This window comes from Rubinisphaera italica (assembly GCF_007859715.1).
Taxonomy (GTDB): domain Bacteria; phylum Planctomycetota; class Planctomycetia; order Planctomycetales; family Planctomycetaceae; genus Rubinisphaera; species Rubinisphaera italica.
In genome coordinates this window covers 2,058,260-2,079,174 of record NZ_SJPG01000001.1, presented here as the reverse complement: position 1 = coordinate 2,079,174, position 20,915 = coordinate 2,058,260, and the positions used below count along the sequence as shown (strand labels likewise).

9 protein-coding genes are annotated in these 20,915 nt (G+C 47.1%); 7 read left to right on the top strand and 2 right to left on the bottom strand.

Translation table 11 applies throughout. The features are described from left to right. Positions 1-90: 90 nt before the first annotated feature. The gene (locus tag Pan54_RS07765; protein ID WP_165441654.1) at positions 91-1,518 is read right to left on the bottom strand and encodes a S1C family serine protease; all 1,428 of its coding nucleotides are present in this window, start codon (positions 1,516-1,518) and stop codon (positions 91-93) included. A gap of 522 nt (positions 1,519-2,040) precedes the next feature. Here Pan54_RS07765 and Pan54_RS07760 point away from each other — a divergent pair. The 6 genes from Pan54_RS07760 to Pan54_RS07735 all read left to right on the top strand — a co-directional run bounded on the left by Pan54_RS07760 (position 2,041) and on the right by Pan54_RS07735 (position 16,485). Next, the gene (locus Pan54_RS07760) at positions 2,041-3,129 is read left to right on the top strand and encodes a polysaccharide biosynthesis/export family protein (RefSeq protein ID WP_146502941.1); all 1,089 of its coding nucleotides are present in this window, start codon (positions 2,041-2,043) and stop codon (positions 3,127-3,129) included. Between the two features lie 147 nt (positions 3,130-3,276). Further along, positions 3,277-3,639: a hypothetical protein gene (locus tag Pan54_RS07755; protein WP_146502940.1), complete on the top strand. Its 363-nt coding sequence runs from the start codon at positions 3,277-3,279 to the stop codon at positions 3,637-3,639. Positions 3,640-3,773: 134 nt separating this feature from the next. Beyond that, a complete protein-coding gene (locus Pan54_RS07750; protein ID WP_146502939.1) occupies positions 3,774-6,977 on the top strand; it encodes a CHAT domain-containing protein in 3,204 nt (1,067 codons plus the stop codon). A 91-nt stretch (positions 6,978-7,068) separates the two neighbouring features. After that, positions 7,069-9,024, top strand: a complete 1,956-nt coding sequence (locus Pan54_RS07745) for a serine/threonine protein kinase (protein ID WP_146502938.1) — start codon at positions 7,069-7,071, stop codon at positions 9,022-9,024. A gap of 369 nt (positions 9,025-9,393) precedes the next feature. Next, complete coding sequence (locus Pan54_RS07740; RefSeq protein WP_165441653.1) at positions 9,394-12,528, top strand: CHAT domain-containing protein; 3,135 nt, start codon at positions 9,394-9,396, stop codon at positions 12,526-12,528. Positions 12,529-12,669: 141 nt separating this feature from the next. Beyond that, on the top strand, positions 12,670-16,485 hold the full coding sequence (locus tag Pan54_RS07735; protein WP_146502936.1) for a CHAT domain-containing protein: 3,816 nt from the start codon (positions 12,670-12,672) through the stop codon (positions 16,483-16,485). Positions 16,486-17,089: 604 nt separating this feature from the next. Here the strand turns inward: Pan54_RS07735 and Pan54_RS07730 are convergent. Next, on the bottom strand, positions 17,090-18,721 hold the full coding sequence (locus Pan54_RS07730) for an arylsulfatase (protein WP_146502935.1): 1,632 nt from the start codon (positions 18,719-18,721) through the stop codon (positions 17,090-17,092). Between the two features lie 294 nt (positions 18,722-19,015). Here Pan54_RS07730 and Pan54_RS07725 point away from each other — a divergent pair, with 294 nt between their 5' ends. Further along, entirely contained in the window at positions 19,016-20,437 is a 1,422-nt protein-coding gene (locus Pan54_RS07725; protein ID WP_146502934.1) for an IS1380 family transposase, read from the top strand. Positions 20,438-20,915 lie beyond the last annotated feature (478 nt).

Sequence of the window (20,915 nt, the reverse complement as noted above, 5' to 3'; positions counted from 1 at the left end):
AGCCTCAAATTACTGTAATGCACTCCACTTTAACGCATTCCACTGTCGTGGTTTTTAACAACTTCGAACCAAATCATTGTCGATGACGCACTAGTCAACTTTGAGTTGTCCCCCAATAGAACTGTTCCCTTTAGAAGGCCTTCGAGGTTTCTTGTCTGGTGGAGTTTCAGCTTTCTCCTCAAGTTTGAGCACGATTTTACGATACCTGCGTTGAATATTTTCATCCTGAAAGAGATCCGTGTCGAGAACTGACATCTCTTTATTTTCAAGCTTCTTCCAAACGCCATTTTTTTTAGCCACTGTGAGATCGCTAACTCCGTTGTCATCGATATCAGTCATGATCAAATCAATCTCTCCATCATTGTCACGGTCGTAATGCCAGCGGGCAACCGGCTTGATGACTACAGCGACTTCAAAATCGAACTCGTCACGATTCGCCGTGCCTGCCACAAAATCATCTGCAAAAGAAGACGGTGTATCATTATCAAGATCAAACAGGACACCAGAATTGGCTTCTTCCTCCTTTATGCTGAAGACCCAGGATTCGTAGATGTCGTCCTCGTCGCGATCGGTCAGTGTGCTGAAAGTCGCTGGCGGCCAGTAGTCTGGACGATACACTTCTGATTTCTCCGGTTTGGATTTGATAAAATCTTTGACTTCATCCAAATGAACGTGATAACTGAATTTGTCGTAATTGACTTGAGACTCAGAATCAATCAGTGGAATCGCAAAGTTGACCGCGATTAACTCTCCCTCCTTATTGACCAGCGGCCCCCCAGAATCACCCGGATTGATTCCACAAGTGGAGATTAAAGCCTTACGAGATTCGGATGCATTTAGGGATTGCTTGTATGATTTCTGAGCATCAACGGACATTGAGAATTGAGGCATCACTGTGTCAATCAAATCGTGCGGATAGCGGCCGGTTCCCACAACTTCTCCACTACGGACCGACCAAAACAGGCCGCGAGAAGGATGGCCAATAGTGATGCAGTCACTTCCGGGCATGGCATTTGATTCTGCGATTTGAATGGGTTTGAGTTCACGTTTTTCAGGTAATTCGAATAACTTGAGTAACGCCAGATCTTTCGATGTGCTGGAAGCATACACCAGAGCCGGGTAACTCTTTTTTTCAAGTGTCATCACGCCATCATTCAAATCGCCGAAATGGATGAAGGCGAATCGACTGCCCGAATTGAGATCGATGGAACCGTTGGCGATTACGTGCTCGTTCGTCAAGATCCAGCCATCCTGTTCGACAATAAACCCGGTGCCATATCCTCCGTCAGTTCTGACGACAACAATTGATGGTGCCAATTTCGGAAAGATTTTCATTCCTGGGCCGCGACTGGGAAGACGAACCTGGTTGAGCAAATCGGCATTTTCGGGTTTGGCATCCAAATCCAGAGGACCTGTTGAAGGAATTAAAGCCCCAACTGCTTGATCCGATTGGACGGGAAGAAAAATCTCTTTTTTCTGAGCATGCGAAGCAGAACAGAGTATTCCTGTCAGTAACATGAGGGCGCATACCGAAGAAAATATTTGGCTTTTTGACATTTTGTTGCCCTTAGTTTTCAGTTTCAAATGAGGTGGTGACCAGCAGTTCAAGCTATCGTTTAATAAGATGGATTAAAAGATAAAATCATTTATTTAAGCTTTTTAGTCTTATTAAAATGACATTGGATATCAATTTGACTCCTCGATAAAAGAAGTCCCCTGCATTTGGATTGAGAGTATTTGTTTAATCCGATTTAAGGAATCTCAACAAATGTCCGGATAATGCCGATTATAACGATCAAGCCATATTCAAATGGTTTCTGCAGTCGCTTGGGCACCAAATGTCCTAACACGCTGTGTTTGCTCCTGCTGAACGCTGCAGTTAATTTTTGAATATGCACTAGGGTGGGAATGGACTGAATCGTAATTGGTGGTTGCGCTGGGATCATTTGAATGTCCCTTGTGATCGTTCTATCTCGCTAGGATATAAAACGATTCCTGCCAAATATATTTTGGACACTGAATTCAGGGTGAGCGAGTGTGATGAGTACGACATCAACTAAACGACTCAACCATTATCGAATCCGTACGTTTAAGCTCGCATTGGCTGCCTATCTGCTTTCGATTTGTCCTGGTTGTGCGACTGCTCTTCGTACTGCTGCGATCACTCGATCAGAAAATACGAATTTTCCATCAGCAGCTTTGAATCCTGATCATGATGCGGGATCGAGTCAGATTCAGCTGATCTCCGATGAGCAATTCCTGGGCGATTTACCATTGCCGGGAGAGACTCCACGACCCGACAGCAAAATGCCTGTCACACCAGAAGTGCTGCCAGGACCGACAATCCCATTCAGGTCTGGTGTAGCCGAATTTCAATCGAAAACGGCATATCTGGATTCCGTAAACAAATATCGCATTGGTCCACCAGATATTATTCGCGTGGATTTTATTATTAACGAGAGTATTTCTGTTAGTCCGCTGGAATTTCAGGGAGGTATCGAACTACTGGTTCGTCCTGATGGAACTATCGGTCTGGGGCGCTATGGAAGCGTATTACTGGAAGGTTTGACCGTCGACGAAGCAGCCATGGCGATTGAAGCAAAAATTTATGAATACCTTCAACGTGTGGCAAAACCGGGCGAAGAACCCAAAGTTCCTCAGGTTGTTGTCGATATTCTCGGTTTCAACAGCACACAATATTATGTGATCGCCGATAATGCCGGACTGGGAGCCAGTGTGCTGGAGTTTCCGCTGACAGGTTCGGATACGACATTAAGTGCACTGGCTCAAGCTGAAGCAGCTGTTGCAGGACGACTCGCCCTTCCTCAGTCTTCCAACAAAAATCAGATTTGGATCGTGAGAACGGATTGTCACGGTCAGCAGCAGATATTGCCGGTTGACTGGTTCGGATTGACTCAATGTGGAGACATGACAACCAACTACAAACTGGCCTCTGGCGATGTCCTGTACATTAACTCTGACAAATTAATCCGCATGGATAATCACATTGCCAAAGTCTTTTCGCCAATCAATCGCGTGTTCACATTTGTTATCAATGGTGCAGCGGCTGTTACCAGTGGTGGCACTTCAGTGATTACCATTCAAAAAGCCAGCGGTGGTCCAAATTAAAACATAATGAAAATCATTTTGGTTCAAAACTTCTCGACCTGATGCAAAAGAAGCAGAAGTGTTCAACAGAAATAAATTGACCTGAGCGAAAATTACCCGATAATTCCATGTGATGATCAACTGTAAATATTTGAAACGAGATTTCCAATGAAAACTCCCATACCATTACTCCTGGCTGGCTCTGCGTTATTTCTCTGCCAGATTGCACAGGCACAGGATTATTATCGTTCGCCCCCATCGATTCCGAATCCCTTTGCTTTCATCGGTCCTGAAATTCAGGACAATCCGGAGTTAATCTTCCTTTACTCGATTGGAGCACAGCAGGGGCGAGCGTTGGCGGATCAGGAGCGTTTTCAGGGGCCTCCTCAGCGAGTTCTTTCTCCCGAAGAACGTCAACGACTCCTTCAATCGCTTTCTTCAGGTACGCGTGGGGATAATTCTGGACAAGGGAGAGGTTCGGTTGCTGGATTCGGAACACATCATCGATATTTTAATACCTATCAACGTTAAATCTTATTGCTTCTACTCGCACATTATTAAGAACCGACTTATGATTTAAGTCGGTTTTTTTATTGGACTCTAGCTGATAATCATGGGACGATGAGAATCAACTTCCAAATCCACTCGATGATAAGCAACGATTCATGAATGTGTTTTCACGTTTACAAAATGACTGCAATACTTTTGGGCTGATTTTGATTTGTGAGATCATATTCCTCTCCTCAACTATTACAGAGACGCGTGCGGCTGATCCCGTACAGGCAATGATCATTACGCTAAACGATCATGCTGAACTGACTGTCGATGCAACACGATTGAGGACATATCGCACTCCTGAATCGGTGCAAGCGATGGTTGTCTGGAACGATGTTCAAACCGAAGCCTGGACAATTCTTGAACCAGAGCAGTTGTGGACAAAACCTGTCAATCTAACAATGCGTTCGAATCCGTTCGCAAATGCAGCGAATCGATCTTCGGGTAAAGAACGTTCCCCTGGTTCAGGGATAGGTCTGCAGTCAAACATCATCGATCAACTGCGTGGTCGAATAATCTATCGCAATGGCTCGAATGATTTTCTAACGCCCCACAACGGATTCCTACTCACTTCACAGTTGACCATTCGACGAATAGCAAAAGAAGGCCAAGATTCTTATCCAGAAAATACAGCGGAGATCTCACAAAGAAATCAATTGCTATTGAGAATTATGCTTCCAGAAGGTCAGGCTGTCATTAAATGGAGTGAAATCGCAGATCTCCCACCAAACCTGAAAGCGGGTCTGCCAGTTGGGGAATACGAGTTAGCAATTCAGGGACAGCCTCAAAGAGTCCACTTCACGATTGTCGATGAAACTGTTCGCAGTTATATCGACGCTCAACTTCATCGACTCGAAGAGCAACTGAAATCTGCTCCTAAAAGTCTGTATCTGGAACTTGCAACTCAGACGTTACTGCACCAGCCGGAAATTTCTGGATACCTTGGTGAGCAACAACCAATTGCTTTTCCAGCCGATGTCCTCGATCTTCTGGATCAGTTTCCAGAGAATGAACTTACCGCTCACCTGAAGGAAGTCCAACAATCTGTTTGCAATCAATTACAGCAAGTCGATACTAAACAGAAAGCTGAAGCTCAGGTCACTGGAATTAATAAGATTGATACCGCTCGGTCTTTAATGCTTTCTGGAGAATGGGAAGAAGCATTGGAGTTACTGAAAGATCCTGAATTACAAAATGAGCCGCGAAGTCATGGACTGGCTTTGCTTTATCAGGCCTCCGTCCTCTCGGAGTTTTCTGCTTCACAGGCAAGCGACGTTTCAAAGTTATATCAGCAGGCGATTGCCTTACTGGCATCTTCTTCTAGTTTTTCAGACCAGTTTCGTGCCCATAACAATTTCGCAGGCTTTTTGCTCAATCACACAATCGACTGTGTCCACAATCATGCATTTCGAATAATTACGGGTGAGAAAAATCCTCTCTTCACTGCATTGTATCATTGGAAACTGGCGGAACATCATTTTCTGAAAGCCTCTCATCTAGCTCAGCAGATGGATCAAAACGATCGAGTCGCCGTCTTGCTGAATCGTGCTCGTTTGTGTTTGGTTCTGGCAGATATCATCTTCACTATGGATGTTGAAGAAGGTGGACAGCGAAAGTTTCAGCTAGCGGAAACTGCTGCCTATGATCAGTCTGATAGGATCCTCAGCGAACTCGATCAAATCATGGACTCATCGAAATTGGAACCGGTCTTGCTGGCATCGATTTATGAATTGAAAGCAGAAATATCGTTTAAAAGAAATGGCAACTCTCAGGCTCTTGAATTTGCTCAAAAATCTCAACTGGCCTATCTGGAAGCTGGTTCTTTGATGGGTGTGGAAAGCATCCAGCGAATGCTTAGTTCAATTGCTCTGCATGCAATTGATTCGAAACACAATCCAGAGCAGGTGGATGTGGCGATTTCCCATTTGAAAGTATCACAGGTCATTTCTGAGTTTTTGGAACATCGCGTACCAGATGATAAGATGGGGCAATCACAGGCTGGATTTCACGCTCGTCGTGCCTATGTTTCACAACAGCTTTCGGAATTGCTGGCCAATCAGGGGCAACATAAGGCTGCTCTAGAATATCTCGAAACCGCCAAAGCCGGGGCATTACGGCAGGCGCTGATGGCATCGCGAATTTCTACTGATGGCCTGAATCAGCAGGAGATTGGTTTTGAATCCATTCTGGAGAATTGGCCTACCGAACAGTCCGCTTTGGTATATCGAATTGGCCCCTCGGTCGTTCATGTCTTCCTGGTTGATTCAAGCGGACGGGTGACTTCAACAGTCGTTCGGGATTCTAATGGTCAGTCAGTCACCCCAAGACAACTCGTGTTTTTTGTTCAGGATTGTCTTCAATCGATTGAAGGCGAAAGTGAGCGGATGCGACTGCGGATTGAAAGGAATAATGGTTTCGATCACTCCTGGCAGCTGAAATTATCGACCCTCTATGAAATGCTGATCCCTCAGTCTGTTCGACCTGCGCTTGCGAATTCAAAAACAGTCGTGATTGTACCCCATCATATTCTCCATTATCTGCCGTTTGCTGCCCTTGTTCAAGAAATGGATCGTACTCAAAATGGTCCTTACAATGTTCCACGCCCACAATTTTTTATCGATGGACCTTTCGACCTGCTTTATGCTCCTTCATTAACATCCTGGGCAATTCTTGGACAGACCCCGCTGCCACCAATTCAAAACGTGCGGGCAATGGGAATTCAACAATTTGCAGATGCACCAGCGTTGCCAGGGGTGAGTCTGGAACTTGCGAATCTTAAGAGTGCGTTTAAAGAGAGAGTCCGTCAGGTTGTCCTCGACGAGAATGCTGACAAGAAAACGATGCAACAACTTATGGCAAGGCCTGGTTTGCTGCTGCTGGCGACACATGGCTTGAACGAACCAGACCAGCCACTCAACAGCCATTTACTCTGTTATCGCGATCAGGAACAATTGACTGCCAGAGACATTTATGAATCGTCAGTGAATGCGAATATCATCATCTTGAGTGCGTGTTATTCCGGTTTGGCAGACAGATCGCCTTTACCGGGCGATGATCTTTTCGGTTTGCAACGAGCATTATTACAAAATGGTGGACAGGTTGTGATCTCAGGACAATGGGATGTTTTCGATGGTACCGCTCCCGTGATTTTGCAGGATGTCTTTGAACAAATGGCAAGCTCTCACAAACCTTCTACTGCACTTGCGTTTGCTCAGCGAAAATTCCTGAACAATTTGCGAAAATCAGATCAGATCGAACTGTATCTCCATCCTTATTTCTGGGCCATGTACACGGTCTCCGGAAATGATCGATGACATTTGTCTTCACACCGCATTACAACTTGAATACGTTCTTTGAACGTCAATTCCTCTGTTCAAATTAATTCTTAATGTCAGCGACAATCTCATGGATACAGCAGGTACGAAGATTGAAGCAATATGTAAGAAATTTGAAGAAGCAATTCAGGAGAATCTGCAGCCGCGAATTGAAGAGTTCATTACTAAAATTCATGAGTCGTATCAAAAACAATTATTCATTCAGTTGTTCGGAATTGAGTTGGATTATTATCGACGGATTGGGGTAAACATCGACCTCGACGATTGGTTGGAGCGGTTCCCCGAATACGAAGTTACGATCTCCAATGCAACTTTATCACAAGTAAAAACCGTTTCTATGCCTTTAAGTACAGACAGGAATTCAATTGAGAATGCGGTCACTAAACTGACTCGCTATCGAGTGACGAATAAACTTGGCGAAGGAGGTATGGGAACAGTTTATAAAGCTTACGATACTCGACTTGAACGGGATGTGGCGATCAAATTTCCTCATATTCCCGATGTCGCAGATGGCGATGAAATCATTGACAGATTTTTTCGCGAAGCTAAAGCGGCTAGCGGACTGGATCACCCGAATATCTGTACTGTTTACGATCGGGGAGAAGTCGAGGGGCTCCACTATATCGTTATGAAATATATTGACGGTAAGACTCTGGACGCATGGGCCAAATCCAAACAACCTTTGCATGCAACGCAGATCGCCAACATCTTTGTCCAATTGACTGATGCGCTTCAAGTTGTCCACGAAAATAATCAGATTCATCGTGACGTAAAGCCAGGTAACATTCTCGTCTCTGACTCTGATCGCCCTGTTCTAACTGACTTTGGCTTGGTTCGAGAAGGACTTTTCAGACAAGCAGTCAGCTTGGTAGGTACTCCTGCATATGGGTCCCCAGAACAGTTTGACCCACATTCCAGCGAATTAGGTCCGCAAGTCGATATTTACTCACTGGGAGCGACACTCTATAGCGTTTTGACAGGACAGGCTCCGTTTTCAGGATCAGCCAATTACGTCATTTTTCAGGCCAAACAATCCGATCCAATACCGCCCAGTGAGATCATTCCGACGTGTGACCGTGAGTTGGCGCGGATCTGCCTGAAAATGATGTCCCGCAATCCTAATGATCGTTATCACAGTATGCCTGAGGTTCGGCGGGATCTTGAACGTGTCACAGTTCGACAAGACTCAAAATTAATCCCTGCAATACTGGGGCTCTCAGTTCTATGCATTGGTCTCGTGTTCTTTGTGAAAGCCATGTTGGCACCATCGAGCGGATCGATCCCAAAAGACCGAGAGAAAGATGTTGCTCAAGAAACTGGACTTTCCCTCAATAACAACACTCAGAAGCCATTGATTGGTGACATTGATATCAAGCTCTGGAATTCGACCGATACGGCACGGAGAAATCTTTCGCTCACTGATGCAGACGTATTGCCCTTGCAGCCTGATGATTCGATTCGAGTTTATGCAAACAGCGATCCGCCCAGTTATCTGTATCTGATCTGGATTTCTCCCGACGGGTCTGTCATTCCTGTTTATCCCGGCACACCGGGGGATTGGAATTCATTTGCCACTCAGTCAAGTATTACTGGCACACTCTCATTGCCCGATGAAGTCGATCAGGGCTGGCCAATGGATGAGGAAACCGGTATGGAGACTTTGGTGTTACTCGCACGTCGAGATCCTGTTTCTGGTGAGACTGTTCAACAACTGCAAGCACTGAAATCTACTTTGCCTCCACAAACCGTTCAAGACGAACGAGCAGTTGTCTGGTTCAACCGTGATCAAGCTATAGAATCCAACAAACAAAACCTCACCACGAATTCAACCGTACGAACACCACTCCTGAATGAACAACTCGTGAAAGTTCAGAAAGATCTGGAGTCAGTTGCTCGGTCTCCTCAGTTTCACAATAAAAAAACTCTTGAGGATTCATTCCTGAAAGTTCAAAAAATCCTGATGGAGAAGTTCGAGGATGATTTTGAAATCATCAGTGCAATCAGCTTTGTAAATATACGTGAGTAGACGAGGATTTCTAATGGTACTCAGGACGTAACATCAATGAGCAACTTTCTTTTGCGACGAATCATTGAGTCTTACATTTCAGATGGCATTCAGACAATTTTGAACTCAGGTAACAAGTCCAATTTATCGTTTTTCAATATCAGAATTAGCAAAGCCGATTCCAGAGATAACGACCTGTCAGCTTATGTCAGATTCAATGACGAAATCTTTTCATTGGGAGGGTCGCCGATGAGACGGCTGATTCTTTACTTTTCTGTTTGCGTTCTTTTACTGTGTGGATTCCAGAGTCCTTCGGTTGTCAATGAGGGTCCGCCTCAGCCAGTTCCTTCAGGTACTGATCAGGTCAGACAGGACTTGACAGGAAATGCAGTGACTTCTGCCGAAGGGACTGCAGAAAAAAGCGATGAATCTTTATCACCATCAAAGCAAGTTCTACTTCAAAAGCTTGCTACGCTTAATACCGAATTCAATACACAAATCCAGACAAACCAGACTAGAGAATCGGTCCTGAACGCACTGCAGATCAGAGAACGTATCCTGGCCATACAGGCAAAACTTCATGGGATCACTTCACCTGAAGTTATTGAGAACCTGAAATGGCTGGCCAACGTTACATTCAGGTTCAGAGATCTGGATCGCGCAGAACAATATCAGCAAAGACTTCTCGATATTATTACCCAGAAATACGGTAAAGAGGATTATCGTGCGATCGATATTAAATGGGAACTTTCCACAACTTCATTCTTAAGGGGGAAGACGCCAGAACAAGTGCAACAGTTTCACAAGGGTCGAGAACAATCGGAAATGGGGGCTCAGGCGTATTCCATTGGGGATTACGGGTTAGCGGTTGAGTTTTTTGAAAATGCAACTCAGTTATTTTTGATAACAGTAGGCAACGAACATCCACAATACGCCAGCGCCTTAAATAATATGGCACTTTCTTACCACTGGATGGGGGAATACGCCAAAGCTGAACCTCACTTTAAGCAAGTCCTGGCTATTAGAAAGAAGGCCCTTGGAGAGCGGCATCCGGATTATGCAAACTCTCTAAACAATCTGGCTCTTTTATACGAAGCAATGGGAGAATATGCCCGGGCTGAACCGCTTATGTTACAGGATTTGGCGATCAGTAAAATTATCTTAGGAGAGCAACATCCAAACTACGCTATTTCTTTGAATAATCTAGCACTTTTGTACCAATCAATGGAGGAATATTCCAAGGCCAAACCGCTCTTTCTGCAAGCTATCGCGATCAACAAGGCTCTCCTTGGAGAACAGCATCCCGATTACGCGACTTCTCTCAATAATTTAGCTCTGTTATACCAGTCAATTGGGGATCATTCCCAAGCGGAACCGCTTTTGCAACAGGCCCTGGCAATCAGGAAGTCTGTCCTGGGGGAGTTGCATCCTGATTACGCAACCTCTCTGAACAATCTCGCTCTGTTGTACGAAGCGATGGGGGAATATGCTCGGGCAGAACCACTCTTTCAGCAGGATCTGGCGATCAGTAAGACGACTCTGGGAGAGCAGCATCCAGATTATGCGATCTCCTTGTGTAATCTGGCCATGTTGTACGAAGCGATGAGAAAATATAACCAGGCGGAACCACTCTATCGGCAGGCTCTCAAGATTCAGACGGCAAATCTGCAACAGCTCTCGGTCAGCCAGGGAGAAGCTCGTGCTCTAACTTATCAAAATACACTTAACGATTTTCAACCCTTGCTGGCCTGCTCACGACATATTGAGGCCCCGGAGCCGGCGATTTTGTACGAGGCGATAACCGAAAGTCAGGGTGTGATCAGCCAGGTGCTGATCGACCGGCATGAGCTCGTTCTGGACAATCCGGCCGCACTCGAAAAGCAGCAGGAACTCCGGCAGCTTCAGCGGGAACTGGCGACTCTGGTTCTCGAAGTTCCGCAGCCGGAGCAGATTGAGGCACGTCAGCAGCGACTTGGTCAACTGAATCAGCAGAAGGAAGATCTGGAGCAGGAATTAGCCCGCTTGAGTGAACCATTCCGACGAGAACTGGTAGTCCAGAAAACGGGTCCAGCTAACCTCCAACAGGAGCTGAACGAACAGCAGGCCCTTGTGCATCTGATTCTGGGAGGGGATTATAACGAGGATACAAAAGAATCAATTCCACTCGTTGATGCGTTTATCGTGCGTCGAGGTTCACTGGACTGGATCCAAATTCCTCATCAGGATTCCGTATTGGAACTGGCCTCCACATGGCGATCCGCATTGATCAATGGAAACTCCGACACTGCCTATCAGCTTGGAGCCAAGCTCCGTAAGCAACTCTGGCAGCCAATTGAAGCGAAGCTGAAAGGCGTGAAGACGATTTATTTTGTGCTGGATGGTGAACTCTCCTTCCTGCCATTCTCGGCTCTTCCCGGTCGTGAGCCGGGGACAATCCTGCTGGAGGATTACCAACTGGCTACCGTGAGCCATCCCCGCGAACTCTACCGGCAACTGACTGAAGAATCTGGCAATCCGCAGAGTCCTTCATTTCTGGCTATGGGAGCGGTCGATTACGATAGCAAGCCGCAGTCTGCTACTCGGGAACTCGTGGCAGGCACAAGTTCCCAACGAGCACCTGTCGTAAATCGGGGGGTAACACTCTTCTGGAACAAGTTGCCGGGTACAGGACAGGAAGTGGAGCGACTTACCGAACTGTGGACAGAAGATGAGCGGGAACAGATCCTGATTGGTGCACAGGCTAGTGAGTCCCAACTGCAGCAGTTGTTGCCGGGGAAAGACTATATTCATCTGGCGACGCATGGTTTTTTTGCCGACGAGAAGTTTCGCTCGTTCCAGGGACACAATCAGGAACAGGATCAACTCTTCGCTCTCCGACAATTCAGTGAAGACAACGAATTGACACGACGAGGCCCCACCGTAACAGAACGCAATCCCCTGCTGTTGACCGGGATCGTCTGTGCTGGAGCCAATCGGCCTGCCGCAACGGACGAGTTTGGTTTACCCAGCGGCAATGATGGCATCATGACCGCTCAAGAGATTGTCAGCCTCGATTTACGAGGCACGGAGCTGGTGGTCTTATCGGCGTGTGAAACAGGACTGGGTAAAGTTGGTGGAGGCGAAGGCGTGTATGGCCTGCAGCGTGCCTTCCAACTCGCCGGAGCCCGTAATGTCCTGGGGAGTCTATGGTCGGTGGATGATGCTGCCACGGCGGCTCTTATGAAACTATTCTACACCAAACTTTGGAACGAGAAGCTGCCTCCGGTTGAAGCAATCCGTCAGGCCCAACTGGAAATCTATCGCAATCCAGAACTGATCGAAAAGCTGACCGGCCAACGTGCTTCGCTATTCGATACAGAAGAGAACTTGACTGAAACCGACGAAGAACTCACCCAACTCAATCCACAAGAAAAGTTGTTGCGTGGGGATCTAAAGTTGAATGGAAATGTTCCAAAACAGACTCTGCAACGCCGCACGCCAGCCAGGCTCTGGGCGGCCTGGACACTCCAGGGCAGTGGGATGTAGAAACTTAATCGATGTTACAGCCACTAATCTCGTGCTTCTATCAGCGACACTGGTTTTAAGATTGTGACTACAGTAGCATCAACGATCTGCTATGTTTCTAAGACTGCGACTCCATGAGCAACATAATTTGGAAATTCATCTATGCTTACCCTGCAACGCAACCAGAATATGATCGAAAAAGTATGGTTCCATGGAGTTAGTCTTTTGATTGCCATTTCTTTTCTGGCAGTCTCTGCAAAAACCATTTGGGCGCAAGATGAGCTAACAACCGCAAGAATGTTGCAGTTGATAACGCAGGCTCAAGACTATGAAGCTGCAGGTGAGTTGGAGAAAGCGACCATCATCACAAAAAGTCTTGTGAAACTGCAACGTCGTTATCTCCCTGACAGCGCGAGCGATCTTGCAGATTCACTCATATTCCTCGGGCAGATCCAAACGCAGGCCGGTGATGGTGAAGGTGCAGAGAAGTCGCTTAAGGAATCACTTCAGCTGCATGTTGAATATCTTGGAGAAAAAGACTGGAGGACTGTTGATGTCAGGCTCATGCTGGAAGAAGTCACCGTTTGGCAGAAACTAACTGAAGAACAACGTGATCAGTTAAATGAATTGACCGTGCTCCAGGAACTCTCAGTCACAAAATATGAATCAAGTGATTTTTCAGGTGCAGTAAAAGCAGCCAACGAGGTTATTGACATTCAAAAAGAAATCTTTGGAATAAATAATCCGCAAGTTGCCTATTCAATAAATCAACTAGGTTTAATGTACCACTATCAAGGCGACTACCCTCAGGCCCAAAAACTGTATGAACAATCAACAGCGATTAGTCTCGCTGTTTTCGGACAATTTCATCCCCAGTATGCAGAAAGCCTCAATAATCAAGCTGGTCTGTATGAGACAACCGGCAAACACCAAAAGTCGATTCCACTGTTCAAACAGGCGCTCTCAATCTATGAAGAAACAACTGGTTCAAATGATCCTGCCTGGATCGGCACAATGGACAATCTGGCCGGTGCCTATGCCGCGATGTCAGACTATGAAAATGCTGAGCAAATCTATTTAAAATGTTATGAATCTGCTCAGAAATTCCTAAGTAAAGAAGATCCTCTGTATGGTCGTATTTTAGGCAATCTTGCTGTGCACTACCATGATGTTGGGAAGTATTCTCTCTCACTGAAAATGCATCAGGAATCTCTGAAACTAACAAGTCAGATATATGGTAAGCAACATCCAGCATATGCGATCTGCCTTAATAATATTGGAAAACACTATCAACAGCTGGGTGATTATCAACAAGCACGTAATCACTTACTTCAGTCATTGAAAATTACTCAAGACTTTTACGGGAAGAAACATCCTGATTCATTAACAACTCAAAACAATCTTGCACAAATTGCAACGCTTGAAGGTGAATATCAAACCGCAATACTCATTTATCTTGAAGTCATTGACTCTCGATTTCAGATTCTGGGAAAAGACCACCCGGCTTATGCCATTAGCCTGGATGGACTCGCCAGCGTCTACGAATTATCTGGTGATTATGTTTCTGCGGATCAACTATTCCGAGAATCGATGGAAATTCGCAAACGAGTACTGGGTGTCAGGCATCAAGACTACGCACAATCGCTTAATAATATCGCCGGCAATTATAGTTCCATGGGAGACTATACAAAAGCAGAAGCCTTTTATCTGCAATCGTTGGACATTACAAAAGACATTATGGGAGAGCAGCATATTGATTACGCAACTGCTTTAAATAATCTGGCAGTTTGGTTTGGATCGATTGGCGAATATGAAAAAGCGCTGCCATTATTCAACAAGGCGATTGAGATTTCCCGTATAGTCAATGGAGAGCAGCATCCGAGCCATGCATATTTACTCAAACAACTCGGCATTCTCCATCTGGAAGCACTCGATCTGGAAAAAGCAAAACCTCTGCTTCTTCAGGCACTGAACGTTGAACAAACTACTTACAAAGGGCAACACCCTGAAATCATAAAATCACTGATAAGTCTTTCTATTATTGCCTTCAGGTCAGGAGATTCAGATGAAGGAAATATGCTAATCCAACGCGCTCTCAAAATGGCTGAAGAGACGATGGAGAATTCGAATCCTCTCATGCTCGGCATTTACAACACGCTAGGTTCAGCCTATTTTGTTCAAGGAAAATATGCTGAGGCAGAGGCACAATTTCTTCATGCTTTACACGGGAATCGTGAACTGTTGGAAACTACAGCAAGCGTACAATCGGAGCGGCAGCAGTTAAGCATGGCTGAAGGCTTGCGATATCAATTGGATGTCTACCTCTCAATGGCTGCTCCCTTGGATCAGTATCACACGAATGCCTACCGCGAGGTACTGGCTTGGAAGGGAGCAACGCTCGTTAGACAAATGCAAATGCGAAAGGTTTTTAACGACAAGCGAGTCGCTTCGTATATTCGTGAGCTCCAGGATACTTCACTTCAACTGGCAACTCTGACACGTGTGCAACCGGAACCCTCTCTGTCAGATTCATGGAAGGTTCAAATTGCAGAGCTCACTGCGGTAAAAGAAAACTTAGAAGCTGAACTAAGTTCAAAAAGTGCAGAATTTCGATTGGCTCAAAAGCAGATCTCACTTGAGGACTTGCAATCTACGCTTCCTGACCAAGCTGTACTGATCGATTTCCTCGAATTTGGCCAAGTGAATCCGGAGCATCCCAATGAACCTCCCGTACTTCATTTATTGGCGTTTGTTATTTCAGGAGATCGTGAAGTTAAACTCAAGAATCTGGGGCCAGTGACTCCTGTGAGTGATGCCATTGACATCTGGAGAAATTCCTTCGGCGTCTCACAGGCAGGTGTAACAGCTGGTCAAGAACTTCGACGCAGGCTTTGGGAACCACTGGAATCGGAATTGAATAATGCAAAACTCATTTTAGTTTCTGTTGATGGCGTACTGGGCAGGTTGCCTATTGCCGCTTTACCAGGCAAGAAACCTGCCAGCTATCTGATCGAAGACCATCGCGTTGCGATGCTGCCAGTCCCGAAATTACTGCCTGAACTAATTGACGAAATGGGACGAGAGCGTATTAAAAGTAGTTTATTGCTCATGGGAGATGTAGACTATGACAGCAACACGAATACAATTTCAGAACTCTCGGAGTTAAATACGTCTTGGGGATCCCCTAAGAACGCTATTCGCGGTGGCGAGGTCAAGTTTTCTCATCTGGCTGGCACAGAGAGGGAGATTCAAACCATCCAGAAAACTTACAACCGTCTCTTCGATTCTCAAGGGAGTGAGATTCAGATTTTGCAGAAAGCAACAGCCACCGAGCAGCAATTTCGACAGCTGGCCGGGCAATTCACAATCTTGCATCTGGCCACTCATGGCTTTTTTGCTGATCCTTCCAAGCGATCAGCATTCAGGGAAAATAGTACCCATAGCGATTCAGGCTTGTCGATTAAAATACCATCGCAGATCAGAGGCTTCAATTCTGGATTGCTGTCTGGTTTAGTATTTAGTGGGGCAAATCTCCCTCCTCAATTGGGTAAAGATGACGGAATTCTTACCGCAGATGAAATTGCTGCGATGAGTCTGGGTGAAGTCAATCTTGTCGTACTCTCAGCTTGTGAGACAGGACTGGGTGCTGTAGCAGGCGGAGAAGGCCTGTTGGGTGTCCAACGCGCATTTCAAGTTGCAGGAGCTGATACCACAATTGCGAGTTTTTGGCAGGTGGGGGATGTGGCCACGATGTTACTGATGGAACGTTTTTATTGGAATCTTTGGGAAAGAAAAATGAGTAAACTCGACGCACTCCGCGAAGCTCAGCTTTACTTGCTGAACAATCCCAAAGTCGTTCTCGATCACAAAGATATCCGAGGCGATCTACGCATACCAACAAAGCCAGATACAGAGCTAACTCATCGTCTATCACCTCAATTCTGGGCTGCTTTCTCTCTAAGCGGTGCGTGGAATTAATCAACTCTTTGATGAATCGCAATGCGGTTTATCACAACATTCTAATATCTTCTATCCGAGTTCCGGACACACCAAAAAATTTAACATTCTGGTCGCGACTGGATACTCAATCGAGCGCAATGTCCGGGGAATCAATCCCGAATTTCATTCCCCTACTCTTTCAAAAACTGTTTTCCTTCAATTAAATTCGAATTCTAGTTTTAGACCATTTTCAAATGGTATCTGCAGTCGCATGGACTTCAACTGTCCTAGAAACGATGTGTTTGCTCCTGCTGAATGCTGCAATAATTTTTGAATGTGCTCCAGATTGCGACCAGATCCTCCGCGCCTCTGGCAACTCAGAACTCGATTTGTTTTCAATGGTTGCTCGAAATGTCCAGTTGCCGTGCATGTTGGTCAATACCGACAAAGAGCATGGTGGTATTCCTGTGAGAAAGAGTGAGTGTGATTCCTCAATGATGGGCAATCACACTTGCCACTCCCAGCTACTCTGTCATCGATATCAACCCCGGCTGTTAGGATCCTGTTGAATCACCACAGCCGGTTGGCTGAAATCTAGCACGAAGGCTGGCTTCTTAAATGGGGGATAGCCAGCAGTATCGTGTTAATTGTTACCACCTTGAGGGTTCTCCATTTTCTTCATTGCTTCCTCAATCGCCTTCTTCATACTCAAAGAATCGGCACCCTGTCGAGGTGGATAGTCGGAAAGAGTCTTGAGATGAACAGCCAGGAATGGTCCTGCCGCAGTCGGAGCCCACATTTTCTGTGCGAAGAATTTCCGCCCGGCATATCCCCATTCATGACTTTGCGGGTCCATTTTTTCCATCGGGTCCATTAACAGATTAAAAACGTATGGAACACTCGGGTAATATTTCTCATCCCACCAGCTTCCGTCAGGTTTGACACCGATATGCATTTTCCAAGCGTCCACACGAATGGCCATCAAGTCCGTCTCGTCGTAATATAAAAACTCACGACGCGCGGATTTATCAGTCTTACCGGTCCAATAGTCCAGATTGTTGTATCCATCGAGATGGACTTTGTAAGTCATGTCGTTCATCTTTTTGCCGGTAAGCAGTTCCTTCTTAAGGTCGGGGAGCCCTGCTGCCGCGGCCAGCGTAACATACAAATCTTCATGACTTTGAACCCCGTTCAATTCCGTGCCAGGTTCAATTTGGCCAGGCCATTTGATGAGCAACGGCACACGGACTCCACCTTCCCATGTTGTGCCTTTTTCGCCGCGGAAAGGCCCGTAGCCGCCATCGGGCCACATCATCAATTCAAAGCCATTGTCGGTCGTGTAGACCACGATTGTGTTGTCATCCACTCCTAAGTCTTCGAGCTTCTTCAGGAGTTGACCGACCTGCTCATCATGTTCAAGCATCTTCGCCCGCACAACGTCTTGCTCGGCTCGTCCTTCGTCAACCGCCTGTTGAATGTATTTATTTGTTGAATGAGACCAGATATGAATGGCCGTAGTGTTGAACCAGCAGAAAAATGGTTTGTCACCCTTGCCGTTCTTGTCTAGCCAAGTGAGTGTATGCCCAAGGACCTCGTCATCAAATGTTTCCATTCGCTTGCGCGTGAGTGGTCCTGTATTCTCAATCTTTTGTTTGCCTACTCGACCGAAAACCGGGTCTGTTGTGGGGTCGTCCTGCTCTGTCGCCCAGGCATGCATAACGCCGCGCGGTGCGTATTTCTTCTTGTATTCGGGATTCTTTTGCCCTGGGTAGTCGAGTTGCTCAGGTTCCTCTTCTGCGTTCAGATGGTAGAGGTTACCGAACCACTCATCGAATCCATGAACGGTAGGGAGGAATTCATTTCGATCACCAAGGTGATTTTTGCCGAACTGGCCAGTGGAATAACCTTGTGACTTCAGTACTTCTGCCAGCGTTGGGTCTTCTTTTTGTATGCCACGTGTTGACCCCGGAATTCCGATCGTTGTCATGCCTGTGCGAACTGGCATTTGTCCCGTGATGAATGCCGCTCGTCCGGCCGTGCAACTGGGTTGTCCGTAATGATCTGTGAAGAGTAACCCTTCTGTGGCGATACTATCAATGTTTGGCGTGCGACCCATCATGCCGTGTGTGTACTTGCCAACATTCCACATTCCGATGTCGTCACCAAAAATGACAAGAATGTTCGGCTGTTTGGACTCTGCATTTGCGGACTGTTGACCAAGCAACGTAGCGAAAACGCTAACCGCGACAACTAAACTGCACTTAAGTGTTCTCATGATTCTGTCTCTCTGAGTCTAAATAAAAAAAGTCGGAACACTGAATGGCACTGTCGAGTTGAGAAACATACCGAGTGATCAAACCGTTCCGAAACGCAGGGTTGATTATTGGCAATAAAAGACTGGCAAACAAGTTTCCCATAGATAGGATGCAACTATTTAATTGCTTGCCTCAGGGATTCACAGTGTGGAGCTAGCCCGGATTTCTCACCCGGGGGTGGAAAAAGGCTGCCTGGTTTGGGATAAGTTGTTTTCTCACAACAGCTTTCACCCCAAACGACAGGCAGCCTTCTCATGACACAGTGTTCCACAAAGTCCCTCACTTTTCAACCCCACCAGCGTCGCGAAGTCGTGGCCAATTTTGATGGTCTGATGATCACCTCCGATGCGGGCGGGCTCTTGCTGCGGGAACTCGATAACAAGCTGAAGTTGACTTCACGGGTCGCTGGTTGTTTTAGCGATCATCGCGATTTCGATTATATTGAGCACTCCGTGCTCGAACTGGTCAGGCAGCGTATTTTTGCGTTAACGCTCGGCTATGAAGACCTCAATGATCATGACCGCCTGCGGGATGACCCGTTGCTCGCGCTGCTGGCCGGCAAAGACGATCTGACCGGACAACAGCGGGCGCGGGAACGTGATCGCGGGCATGCTCTGGCCGGCAAAAGCACGCTCAATCGACTCGAGTTGACTCCCCCCGGAGCCAGCCCGGAGAGCCGCTACAAAAAGATCACGGCCAGCTGCAGCGACTTCTCACGTTTGTTCGTGGATCTGTTTCTCGACGCTCACCAGAGGCCGCCCGAAGAAATCATTCTCGATTTCGACGCCACCGATGATCCACTGCACGGACATCAACTCGGGCGATTCTTTCACGGTTATTACAAGCAGTACTGCTATCTGCCGCTGTATATTTTCTGTGGCGAGCACCTGCTGTGTGCGCAGCTCCGACCGGCCGATATCGATGCCAGTCTGGGGACAGTGGAACAGTTGCAGCGGATTGTGCCGTTGATTCGCCAGCGCTGGCCGGAGGTGCGAATCGTGATTCGCGGCGACAGCGGATTTTGTCGCGAGCCGATCATGCAGTGGTGCGAAAAGAACGAAGTCCAATACATTTTGGGGCTGGCCAAAAACGAGCGACTCAAGGAAATGATTGAGGCTCAGCGGGTGGCCGCCAAGCTCTTTTTTGACGACACGAAACAAGCCGCTCGCCTGTTCGCTGACCTGCGGTACCGGACGTTGAAAAGTTGGAGTTGCCAGCGGCGGGTTGTCGCCAAGGCCGAGCATCTCTCGAAAGGCGAGAACCCGCGGTTTGTGGTGACGAATCTGACAGAAGACCAGGCCGATGCCCGGACGCTGTATGAAGATCTGTATTGTCAGCGCGGCGAGATGGAAAACCGGATCAAGGAACAGCAGTTGTGTCTGTTCGCCGACCGGACGAGTTGTGCGACCATGCGGGCCAATCAACTGCGGTTGTGGTTTTCTTCGGTGGCCTATGTGCTGCTGGCGGCTCTGCGACGTCACGGCTTACAGGGAACCGATCACGCAAAGGCCCGCTGCGATACGATTCGCGTGAAGCTGCTCAAGATCGGGGCACAGGTGCGGGTGACGTGCCGGAAGGTGTGGCTGTCACTGTCGGAAGCATACCCGTATCGCGAGTTGTTCGGCCAGGTCTGGCAAAACCTGCAAGACCTCCCGCCGCGGCCTGTCCCTGGATGAGCCCAATCGGCTTCGAAAGAGTCCACCACAGCGCCCACCGCGCTCGCGGTACGCGCCGAACTGACAAAAACGGCCTGAAATCCGACCTGGCACCAAAAAAACACCTCTCGACACCCCCTCCACGCTCCCAATCCCCACCCACCAAACCAAATTCCCGCCCCGCAAGCCCCCGGGAGAAGAAATGAGAAACCGGGTGAGAAATGCGGGTTAGCGAAGGTCAAAGAAAAGCGGCTTCATTACCGCAACATGCTTCAAAGAAGACCATCAGAAGACAGAACATTCGCCGATCACACGGACAAATCACGGAGTGCGTTTGAGTGCTCGTTGGCAACTATCTCCAGAAACTTCCGCTCTGAATTTTCCTCTTCAGTTTCCCGAAGGATTCCGAATCGATAAAACTCGTCGTTTCTATTCCCTTTAACAGCAACCGCATGAACGCGGTATCCACCCACTACAAAGCGTTGTCTCGTGCTGCCGA